Genomic DNA, 10457 nt, shown 5'->3' with positions numbered 1-10457 from the left:
ACTTCACATCCTGTTAATGTTGTTAATACTAAAAATGAAAATAATTTTAAAAATTTCATCTGTTGTCCTTGTTTAATATAAATTATGTTATTGAAATTATTAAGATAAAAATTGGACAACATAAATGACTATTTATCATGAAATAAATTAAATAATGTTAGATTGAGGAATTCTCTATTGTTTTTTAATGCTTATAACCTAGCAGCCCAAAGAAACTGCTCGGGTCTCAAAACAATTAACACGCCGATAAACCCAATACCTGTTGCAATAAATATTTAACGGTGGAGTCTCTTTAAGAATCAATAGGGGCATGGGTAATATCATCAAAGGGCGGCTAAAACATTGTATTTGCAGTCGCTAGGGTTAAATGAGTGATTGCACCATTTCACCATTGCACTATTGCACATGCACTGCCATCGGCAATAAATTGTGATCGCCAAAAACTAATCTTATCAAAGCTATCTTTATAGTTATCTCTTGGTCATCTTATCCATAACGGTGTTATCAATATTAAGCAGATCACTTGGCGAATAAAGATATATTGAAATGTTGATACTTGACCATTAAGTAATTTCAATGAGGTTATAAAGTTAGGCTATTTAATGAAAACTTGATAAAAAAGTGTGGTCACCAAGGGAAATGTTGACCACATACAAGCCTAATAAAGCAAACTATATAGTTTACGGCGGTACTCAGACACTAACGCTTTATCGTCAGTGGTTTCTAGAATATCTAACATTATTTTTTTTGCTTCGCCATTATCGTACCCTAAATCAGTAGATAGTACGGTAAATAAAAAATTAAGTGCTTCTTTGTAACGTTTTACTAATTGGTACTGCAAGGCTAATTGATATTGTACCGCTTGCTTATCTTGTGCAGTCTCTAACGCGTTTTCTAATGCCGTTATTTCAGGTGTTTGTGAAGAGCGTTTAGCTTGGTCAAGTTCTGATACAAGACTATGGTAAAGCATGCTTTGTTGTTCTACAGGAATGTTAGCTAAAATCGGTTTAGCATTTTCGAATTCACCTAGACCTAAGTAAACTTGTGCTAATGCGAGTTTAATTTGGCTATCTTGATCATTTATTGTTTGCGCTTGTAAAAGAGTCGCTTTTGCTTCTGTTAACTCACCTTTGGCATATAACGTTTGTGCATCAGTTAATAAAGCTAATGCTGGATCGGGTAAATGCTTATTAATGAAGTCGTTCAAAAAGGCAGGTGTTTGTTCGCCGGCAAAACCATCAACACCTTGTCCGTTTACAAACATATATGCCGTTGGCACACTTTTAATTTCAAAATGTTGTGTGATCTGGTGTTCGGTATCGCAATTCACTCTGGCTAAAGTAAAACCATTGGCATGATCATGTTGGAGTTGGGTTAGGGCGGGCAATAACGTTTTACAGATATTGCATTGGCTAGACCAGAAGACCACAAGCACAGGTTTATTTTTTGAGCCTTCAGCAACCACTGTTTGAAAGTCTTGAACTGTGACATCAAAGATATCAGCTTGCATATTTACCTCATTGTTTTTAAATAATTTTAGCCAATAATACGTGAAGAATGAAACTCATCAAGATCTAAGGTGTCTGTAGGTCACAACATGTATCATATTCGCTAAATTAAGCTTAACTATGATTCATTTAATTGTTAAATAAATATTAACGCTCTTTGAAGCAATTTAAGGTTAATAAATCATCAATTTAAGCTGTGATTATCAGAAACTGTTGATTATTTGAGATGAGTAGTAATCTGTTTGTTTTTCTTCTTGTTTTTAAAGGCTTGCAAAAGTAACATTACACGCTCAATAAAAGGAGCATTTACATGTTAACAGGTAGTATTGTAGCACTCGTGACACCAATGGATCAGACTGGCGAAATTGATTATATTGCATTAAAAGAACTCGTAGAGTTTCATATCAAATCAAAGACGGCAGCCATTGTAGCAGTAGGTACGTCAGGAGAATCGGCAACGTTCAGTGTTGATGACCATGTTAAAGTAGTTGAGCGAACAATAGCTTATGCTGCTGGCCGTATCCCTGTTATTGCAGGTAACGGGGCTAACTCAACATCAGAAGCCATTGCATTAAGTAAACTTTTCACTAACAGCGGTATTGTTGCTGGTTTAAATGTAACTCCTTATTACAATAAACCAACTCAAGAAGGTTTATACCAACATTTCAAAGCAATCGCTGAGTCTTGTGAATTACCACAAATTCTGTACAACGTGCCGAGTAGAACGGCTGTTGATATGTTACCTGAAACGGTAGCTCGCTTAGCTGAGATACCAAACATTATTGGTATTAAAGAAGCAACGGGTGACCTACAACGTTTAGCTGATATCAAAGCATTAGTACCGGAAGATTTTGTACTTTACAGTGGTGATGATGCAACGGGTTGTGACTTTATGTTACAAGGTGGACACGGCGTTATCTCTGTATCAACTAACGTTGCACCTGCAGAAATGACACAAATGTGTGACCATGCTTTAGCTGGTGAAACCGAGCAAGCATTAGCAATCAATGAACAACTTATGCCGATCCACACAAATTTATATCATGAAGCGAATCCAATCCCGGTGAAATGGGCTTGTGCGGAGTTAGGGTTAATTCCAACTCCTACATTACGCTTACCCTTGACCACATTATCTGAACAATTCCAACCAGTTGTTCGTAATGCATTAATTGAAGCAAAATTACTTTCATGAATAAAAATAAAGCATTAACCCAACTAGCCAGTGTTGTTATTTTAACCTCTGTTGTTGCTGGTTGCGCACGTTTTGAAACAAGAACACAAGCAAGCGGTGAATTTGATTATCAAGACGTGGAATTAATCAACAAATACGACCATGGCGATGTGCCACAAGTTGAGCAAAGAACTGTGTTTGATATCAAACCGTTAACTGCTGAACAAACGGCGTTAGGTTTAGAAGGTAAGGACGTCGACGTGCGTCCTCCTGCTCAACTAATGGCTGTATTAGATGGCGTGATCTTAGATTCAAGCAAGACAGAAACTAAAGTTTGGTTTAATACTTTTAAGCAAAATAATGATCACACTAAAAAAGTAGTTGATTTAGCGCTTGAATACTTAGCCTATAAAAATGCAACACCTAACATACAGTCACAGTCACCAGTTATTATTGATTCAGGGCTAGTAACAAGTGAGCGTACTTACGGTAGTTTAAGTAAAAGTACTGTATTGGAAGAGGGCGAGTATCAATTAACCATTGAGACTGCACCAGACAACCACAGTGTTTCATTAGTTGTAGATGCACAAAGTTATCAAGAAAAAAACGATGACTACCAAGTACAAAATACTTTACAAGGTCGTGCTAAACGCAATGTAGAAATTCGCTTTATCAATGAAATGCTGCAGTTTGCTAATTTAAAACAACAAATAGAAGCAAAGCAAGTTGCTGATAATCGTCCATTGCCAATTAAATTAGGCTTTGATGATAATCATCAAACAGCTTGGATTGTAGATGCGGAGTTCTTAGAGACATGGGCTAAACTTCCATCATTACTCAGTACAATGAGCTTTAAGCTAGTTGATAGTGATAAAAACTTAGGTTATTTCTTAGTACGCTTTGTTGAACAAGATGAAGAGTATTGGCAAGAGAATATGCTTAACCCGATCACACTTGAAGGTGGCGAGTACTTTGTTCAACTTGGTGAATTAGTAGGTGGCGATACCTCTATTACTTGGTTAGATGAAGATAAGAAACCATTAACTAATCAGCAAGTGACAGAGTTATATTTGAGCATTACGGATAATGTACGTAATGTTATTTTAGATAAAGAGAGTCAAACAAAACCACTTTAGTGGATTGGGTTCAACTCCTCTAATAACTAAATCGAAAGCCTAAGTTTTTACTTAGGCTTTTTTTTATCTTCACATTCTTTTTCAGCTTCGGCTGCTTCCTTAGCTTCTCTCTCTTTAATCGCTTTTAATACGTGATCTGGCACTTTCATTTTGGCACTTTTCCTAAGTAACAAAAGATTACTAAGAATAATAGCTAACACTAAAAAAATGATAAAAATAACCCAACCAATAGACATAAACATAACCTTAAGGTACAAAAAAGCAGGAACTAAGTCCTGCTGATATTATCTCGATTATCTAATACTAATCAATTAAATTGTATTGCTCACGAAGAATATGGATGATCTCTTGTTTTGGATTGTCCGATAATACAATCGGCTTACCAACGATCTTTTCAGCGATGCCAGTATAAGTTTTAGATATTTGCATTAATACTTCTTCTGGTAATGCATTATATTTTGCTAACGCTGAACGCTCTTCCATACGATCTTTATTCAGTAGAATATCTGGATCAGGGAAATGTGATAATAATAACTGACGGAAGTCTTCTTTAGAGTTTTCTACAATTTTACCTTCACGGTAAGCAGGACCATCCCAAATACGGGATGAATCAGGTGTACCTACTTCATCCATGTAAATTAATTTTTCATTGCCTGCTTTATCAGTAACATAACCAAACTCAAATTTTGTATCAACAAAGATTTGATCAAGTTTAGCTAATTCACCACTGATTAAGTCAAAACCTTCTTTAAGTAACTTTTCATAATCTGCAATATGTTCTTTAGCAGTAAAGTTGAAAGCGGCAAAGTTATCTTCAATGTTTTTACGCGTTACATTGACATCATCTACTTCTTGTACGCCAGGAATACCGCGTAAAATACCTTTAGAAGAAGGCGTGATTAATAACTCTGGTAATTTAATATTGTTTTGTAAGTTTTCAGGCAGGGTGATCCCACAGAACTCACGGTCGCCATTATCATAAGCACGCCACATTGAACCAGTGATATATTGACGTGCAATAGCTTCAATCATAACTGGACGAGCTTTTTGTACGATCCAAATAAACGGATGTGGTATATCTAGAATATGGCTATCTGCTAAGCCTTGCTCTTTAAACAATTTGAACCAATGGTTGGATATTGCATTTAATGCTGCGCCTTTACCCGGTACACCATTCATGCCACCTTCACCATGCCAAATACAATCGAATGCTGAAATACGGTCACTGATAACCATGATCGCTAATGGGGCATCAGCGGCAACATCATAGCCTTTTTCTTCAATTAAACGTTGGCTATCTTCAGCTGTTAACCAATAAACTGAACGCACTTTACCACTGTGGACTGGCTGATCTGTACGAATTGGTAAGTCGTTGTTTACAGCTAATACTTTGTCGGCAAGACTCATAAATATATCCTATAAAAAGTCAAAGTGAGCAGAAACTTCTGCAAGAAATGATAAGGCGCGAATGATAACAGATTCACTGTGAGTATTCATGCCAAAATGGTGTTATATCAGTATAATACCTGTTTCTTAAGCATTACTAAATTGATAAAAGTAGACAAAGGGTGTTGTGCATGTCGAAAGGTTTTACCTGTAAACAATTTCATATTGATACCAGCGAATGCGGTATGCCGGTAAGTACAGATGGTATCTTATTAGGGGCTTGGGCAAATATTGAAAAAGCTGAAACAATATTAGATATAGGTTGTGGGGCGGGACTGTTAAGTATTATGTGTGCACAGCGCAATTCCGATGCGTTGATTACTGGCATCGACATAGAAATAAATGCGGTTAACGCCGCAAAAAGTAACTGTGAGCAATCACCTTGGAAAACACGTTTAATGATTGAAATGTGTTCACTACAGCGTTTTGTTAATAAAAAAATACAGTTTACAGCGGTGATCTGTAACCCACCTTATTTTAATAATGGAGAGCGGTCACAACAAACTCAACGAGCATTAGCTAGGCATACTGAAAGTTTATCCCATCAACGTTTATTAAATGATTGTCACCAAGTTCTAGAAGAGGGCGGAAAAGCTAGTTTTATTTTACCCGCCACTGAAGGTTTTGCTTTTATCGAGTTACTTAATCACTTTAATCAACAAAAAGAATGTCCATTTGCGGTGTCTCGTTTAACTAAAGTGTACACAACACAAAAAAAACCAGTGTCTCGTTTACTTATTGAGTTAACCAAAGCGGATCAAGATGTTGCCATAACAACACAACAAACGTCCTTATTCATTCATCAAGGTGAGGGGTTTAGCGACGCGTTTATTACATTGACTAAAGACTTTTATTTGAAAATGTAATCTTTATTGATGAATGATTAGGTATTATATTCTAAGAACTGGCGGTGGTCAGGTCCGGCACAAAAACTACTTATCTTGTTACTATGTTTAACTGCTTTCCAATGGGCAACTTGTTGACCTTTATTAACATGAGGGAAAGTGTCCTCTAGCGCATGGGGAATAGTTAAAAACTCACAGAGCTGCGAATAACTATTTGTTTCGCTAATATCAATGGATAAAAAGTTTGTCCGTCCTGCAAAATAGCTAAGCACCTGTTGCTGATGCGTTTGATAACAGTCAATCAAATGTTGTTCATTCAGCAAATCAGGTGATGTTAAATCAAAGGTCTCATTAAAAGATCGCTTTAAAACAGGACTAAAGTCACCTGTATTGGTATCTAGTTTCGGTAACATTTTCTTCAGTAAACCTTGTACCGAGGGTAACCAGTTTGTTAAGTCTCTAGTTAAATAGACAAATCGTGCACCAGGAAACAGTTTATCTAACTGTTGATAATCTGAAAAACAAGGGCAATCGGTTACAACATCGGCCAACACAAAAGATTGTTTGGTAAAAGCGGTATGCGCCACTTTGTACCCTAGATTTAAAAAAGCGACACTAATACTAGTGGTGCCAGTTCTTGGTAGGCCGATAATAAATATTTTACTCAATGCAACTCTCTAACAGGTATGGATGGGATCGTTATTTAATGATTAACAGGTATAAATTGAAGAGTAACACTTTATTGCAATAGAATAATAGCAATCATAGGTGATGATTTAGTGGGTGTGCTTTTTTGTAAATAGAGATTTGAAAGAATCAATACCTACTGAGTCATGTTCATGATATCAGTAGGTATTAAATTAGGTGTTCTATGCACTGATAATGGATTGCATAGATTCAACTAATTCTTGTGCCATCTGTTGGTGCGCATCAGTGGTAATTCCTTCATGAAAATGACCTTGGTCATTATCAAAATATTGGCCATTATGTTGACGCATTGAAGGAGATAGGGCAATTTTAGTAATGATGTTTGCACCAATACTTAAGTCACTACCTGGAATACCAAAACCTTCTTTAACCATTTTACTTGCCAATAAAGAGCCTGGGTTAACAGAAATACAGATAGGATTACCTTCAATTTTTCTAAAAGATTCAGACCATAAACGAATAGCGAGCTTACTTTGTGAATAAGCTTGCATATGGTCAAGGTCAAGCTTACCCATTAAGGCAGACATATTCACCGGGGATTGAGCTGCAGATGATAAATTAACAACTCGACCGTTCTCGCCTAATAGCGGAGCAAGGGCATTACTTAAGTAAAAAGGCGCGATGGTATTAACCACAAACCTTACATCTAAGCCTTGTGCATTTTTGGTTTGATTGGTTTTGAACACACCTGCATTGTTAATAAGTACATCAATCTTTTGGTAGTTCTCAACAATTTCAGCGGCAAATTTTTTAACAGCATCAAGATTAGATAAGTCTGCAATGTAAGTATCAACTTTAACTTGATCCGATAATGCTAAAAGCTGCTTTTTAGTATTGGCTAGCTTTTCAGAACTACGCCCATGGATAATTAAATGATGACCTAACTCAATAAGTTTTTTAGCTGTTTCATAACCAATGCCATCTGTTGCACCAGTCAGTAAGATTGTCTTATGCATAATAGAACCCCTAATATGAGAAAAGCTAACCCATATTTTATGGGTTAGCTGTAAAAGTAAAATAAGTTAGAGATTAAATTTCTACAACGACTTTACCCATGCCTTGACCACTGGTTAAACGTGCATACGCATCACCAACTTGTTCAAATGCATAACGGTTTTCGTCTAATACTGGTGTTAAACCACCTGCTTCAACTATCTTAGCTAACTCAGCTAAGATGGCACCGTGCTCTTCACGTTTAGCATTGTGTAACATTGGAATTAGCATAAACACTACATGTAATGACAAACCTTTCATGTGTGCAGGTAGTAAATCTAACGACAACATAGTAGTGGTAGTCGCAACTTGACCATTTAAGGCTGCCGCTTCAAAAGAGTTCAGAAGATTCTCACCGCCAACGGTATCGAAAATAATATCAAAGCCAGTTGAGCCAGTGTGTTTTTCAACATAATCCGCTACTTTTTCTATTTTATAATCAATTGCAGTCGCACCTAATTTTTCAATTAAAGAGGTTTGTTTGTCGCCGCCACCCGTTGAATAAACATCACTACCAAAGTAGTTAGCAAGTTGAACAGCAAGGTGACCAACACCACCTGAACCACCATGCACTAGTACTTTTTTACCTGCAGAGATTTGTGCGCGTTGCAACGCTTCATAAGCGGTAATGCCAACAAGTGGTAGTGCAGCGGCTTCACGCATTGACAGGTTCTTAGGTTTCAGTGCGATTAAGTTTGCATCCGCAAGCATGTATTCTGCTAATGCACCTGGTAAATCTGCTAAACCACCGGCACAACCGTAAATTTCATCACCTACTTTATAATTTTCAACACCTTCACCAACCTCAGTAATGGTACCAGCAAAATCCATTCCTAATAGACCTGGTAATGCAGGTGATAATCCACCTAATGCTTCACCCATAGTCTTGATCATAGTATCGACTGTGTTAATGCTCGTCGCTGAAACTTTAAGAACAACATGGCCTGCTTTTACTGCTGGTTGTGCAATTTCAGTTTTTTCAAATACTGCTTTTTCGCCGTAATTATTCAATATCATTGCTTTCATAATGTTCACCCTTTATTGGTAGATGTCTAGTAAGTGAAATAAGTATATTACCAACTAACTATTTTGATAATATTGGAATATAATGAATCACTTTATACTTTTTGTTGATAATAAGGCGTGTTGTTTTGAATATTGAACATTTAAAACTATTTGTAAGAATTGCAAATACCAATAATATTAGTTCAGCGGGAGAAGCTCTCGGACTCTCTGCTGCTGTTGCAAGTAATCATATTAATAAACTAGAAGATAATTTAAAAGTAAGGTTGATCCATAGAACAACACGTAAAGTGTCTTTGACCGAAGAGGGGAAAGCATTTTTACCCTACGCAGAAGATGTGATTGCAAGTGTATTATCGGCTAAAGCCTCACTCAGTAATGAAGCCAATATTTTACAAGGTCGTTTACGTATCTCTGCACCTGCTTCATTTGGTAAAATTCACCTGATCCCCGCATTAACTGAGTTTTTAAAAAATAATCCAGCCTTAACCATAGATTTAAAATTATCTGATTCTATTGTGGATTTAGTTGAGGGGGGATTCGATATTGCTATCCGTAATTCTAAGCTTAAAGACTCGAGCCTGATCGCGCGTAAACTTACTAGTGACCAACGTATTATTTGTGCAGCACCTAGTTATATAAAAGAAAATGGTGAACCACAACACCCAAATGATTTAAAGCAGCACCAATGTTTAACGTTAACCGGGTTAGATCATTGGGTATTCGATGATCATGGAAGTGAATTAAACATTAAAGCCAAGGGCAATTTAAGTGCTGATAATGGGGAAGCCATCAGAGATGCCTGCATTAATGGTTTAGGGGTAACTATTTGCTCAAAATGGATAGCTCATCAACAAATAGCTGATGGTAGCCTAATTCAAGTATTAAAAGATTACCCGCTACTTTCAGATACCTCTATTTGGGCTATCTATCCTAGTTCTCGTCAAGTTGCACCAAAAGTGAGGGCATTTATCGACTACTGCAAACAACATTTTGAGAATAATAATGCGTGGGAATTGTAGCTTATACGGTAACTTATTAATTAATATGGCATAATTTGTGTAATTTTTAACCTTGAAACTGAAAGTTATTATTCAATAATGATTGCTAAATCATAGTTTGTGAAGTCAAGCATTGTCTGTAGGACGTTAAATGTTACTCTTTTGCAGTAACATGAGACTAACAAAGGCATAACAAAACTATGCACAAGGAATGAGGTTATCAAAATGAATAAAACAATAAGAAATGGCATTTTAGGATTAGCATGTTTATTTTCTTTTAATGCATTAGCAGAAAATTACACTATAGGTACTGGTAGTCAAAGTGGTACCTATTATCCTCTGGGTGGTATATTAGCTAAAATCTGGAGTGAAAATATTGATGATTTTGATATGCGTGCAGAAGTAACTGCAGCCTCTGTTGAAAATACTATTAAAGTAGCTGCTAAAAAACAATTGGCCGGTATTGCTATGGGCAATGTGGTATTACAAGCCAGTGAAGGGGTAAAACCTTTCCCTCGTAAAATGGATGTTGCGCCTTTATTTGCACTTTATCCGAATGTCGTTCAATTCATTGTACCTGCTGATTCAGATATACAATCTATTAAAGATTTAAAAGGTAAAAAAGT

At 36.5% G+C, this 10457-nt stretch carries 11 protein-coding genes; 5 read left to right on the top strand and 6 right to left on the bottom strand.

The features are described 5' to 3' along the window. Positions 1 to 658: 658 nt before the first annotated feature. Positions 659 to 1510: a tetratricopeptide repeat protein gene (locus tag DS885_RS09545; RefSeq protein WP_113819206.1), complete on the bottom strand. Its 852-nt coding sequence runs from the start codon at positions 1508 to 1510 to the stop codon at positions 659 to 661. Positions 1511 to 1818: 308 nt separating this feature from the next. On the opposite strand from DS885_RS09545, the gene dapA reads away from it, so the two are divergent. Together dapA and bamC are read left to right on the top strand one after the other, a co-directional pair. Then, on the top strand, positions 1819 to 2700 hold the full coding sequence (dapA, locus tag DS885_RS09540; protein WP_113819205.1) for a 4-hydroxy-tetrahydrodipicolinate synthase: 882 nt from the start codon (positions 1819 to 1821) through the stop codon (positions 2698 to 2700). Then, the gene (gene bamC, locus DS885_RS09535) at positions 2697 to 3815 is read left to right on the top strand and encodes an outer membrane protein assembly factor BamC (RefSeq protein WP_113819204.1); all 1119 of its coding nucleotides are present in this window, start codon (positions 2697 to 2699) and stop codon (positions 3813 to 3815) included. Before dapA ends, bamC begins: the two co-directional genes overlap by 4 nt. Before the next feature lie 47 nt (positions 3816 to 3862). Here the strand turns inward: bamC and DS885_RS09530 are convergent, their stop codons facing one another. Beyond that, on the bottom strand, positions 3863 to 4051 hold the full coding sequence (locus DS885_RS09530) for a DUF2897 family protein (RefSeq protein WP_181817747.1): 189 nt from the start codon (positions 4049 to 4051) through the stop codon (positions 3863 to 3865). Between the two features lie 67 nt (positions 4052 to 4118). Next, the gene (locus tag DS885_RS09525; RefSeq protein ID WP_113819202.1) at positions 4119 to 5222 is read right to left on the bottom strand and encodes a phosphoribosylaminoimidazolesuccinocarboxamide synthase; all 1104 of its coding nucleotides are present in this window, start codon (positions 5220 to 5222) and stop codon (positions 4119 to 4121) included. Between the two features lie 170 nt (positions 5223 to 5392). Between DS885_RS09525 and DS885_RS09520 the strand changes: the two genes are divergently transcribed. Next, positions 5393 to 6127, top strand: coding sequence for a tRNA1(Val) (adenine(37)-N6)-methyltransferase (locus DS885_RS09520; RefSeq protein ID WP_113819201.1), 735 nt, complete (start codon positions 5393 to 5395; stop codon positions 6125 to 6127). 17 nt (positions 6128 to 6144) lie between these two features. Here DS885_RS09520 and DS885_RS09515 read toward each other — a convergent pair whose 3' ends face one another. The 3 genes from DS885_RS09515 to DS885_RS09505 all read right to left on the bottom strand — a co-directional run bounded on the left by DS885_RS09515 (position 6145) and on the right by DS885_RS09505 (position 8833). Beyond that, positions 6145 to 6774: a sulfotransferase family protein gene (locus tag DS885_RS09515; RefSeq protein WP_113819200.1), complete on the bottom strand. Its 630-nt coding sequence runs from the start codon at positions 6772 to 6774 to the stop codon at positions 6145 to 6147. A 201-nt stretch (positions 6775 to 6975) separates the two neighbouring features. Then, positions 6976 to 7770, bottom strand: a complete 795-nt coding sequence (locus DS885_RS09510) for an SDR family NAD(P)-dependent oxidoreductase (protein ID WP_113819199.1) — start codon at positions 7768 to 7770, stop codon at positions 6976 to 6978. Positions 7771 to 7843: 73 nt separating this feature from the next. Continuing rightward, the gene (locus tag DS885_RS09505) at positions 7844 to 8833 is read right to left on the bottom strand and encodes a zinc-dependent alcohol dehydrogenase family protein (RefSeq protein ID WP_113819198.1); all 990 of its coding nucleotides are present in this window, start codon (positions 8831 to 8833) and stop codon (positions 7844 to 7846) included. 125 nt (positions 8834 to 8958) lie between these two features. Here DS885_RS09505 and DS885_RS09500 point away from each other — a divergent pair, with 125 nt between their 5' ends. Together DS885_RS09500 and DS885_RS09495 are read left to right on the top strand one after the other, a co-directional pair. After that, on the top strand, positions 8959 to 9852 hold the full coding sequence (locus DS885_RS09500) for a LysR family transcriptional regulator (protein WP_113819197.1): 894 nt from the start codon (positions 8959 to 8961) through the stop codon (positions 9850 to 9852). Between the two features lie 204 nt (positions 9853 to 10056). Next, positions 10057 to 10457, top strand: a 401-nt coding sequence (locus DS885_RS09495) for a TAXI family TRAP transporter solute-binding subunit (protein WP_147232347.1), incomplete at its 3' end; no start/stop codon positions are given.

Source organism: Psychromonas sp. B3M02 (genome assembly GCF_003318165.1).
Taxonomy (GTDB): domain Bacteria; phylum Pseudomonadota; class Gammaproteobacteria; order Enterobacterales; family Psychromonadaceae; genus Psychromonas.
The sequence above is the reverse complement of the archived record's forward strand: the minus strand, read 5'-3'. Positions and strand labels throughout refer to the sequence as shown.

Bases quoted from the DNA above. Each gene is read 5' to 3' on its own strand.
- DS885_RS09510 (WP_113819199.1), bottom strand. From the start codon at position 7,770: ATGCATAAGACAATCTTACTGACTGGTGCAACAGATGGCATTGGTTAT.
- DS885_RS09545 (WP_113819206.1), bottom strand. From the start codon at position 1,510: ATGCAAGCTGATATCTTTGATGTCACAGTTCAAGACTTTCAAACAGTG.
- DS885_RS09525 (WP_113819202.1), bottom strand. From the start codon at position 5,222: ATGAGTCTTGCCGACAAAGTATTAGCTGTAAACAACGACTTACCAATT.
- bamC (WP_113819204.1), top strand. From the start codon at position 2,697: ATGAATAAAAATAAAGCATTAACCCAACTAGCCAGTGTTGTTATTTTA.
- DS885_RS09520 (WP_113819201.1), top strand. From the start codon at position 5,393: ATGTCGAAAGGTTTTACCTGTAAACAATTTCATATTGATACCAGCGAA.
- DS885_RS09530 (WP_181817747.1), bottom strand. From the start codon at position 4,051: ATGTCTATTGGTTGGGTTATTTTTATCATTTTTTTAGTGTTAGCTATT.
- dapA (WP_113819205.1), top strand. From the start codon at position 1,819: ATGTTAACAGGTAGTATTGTAGCACTCGTGACACCAATGGATCAGACT.
- DS885_RS09505 (WP_113819198.1), bottom strand. From the start codon at position 8,833: ATGAAAGCAATGATATTGAATAATTACGGCGAAAAAGCAGTATTTGAA.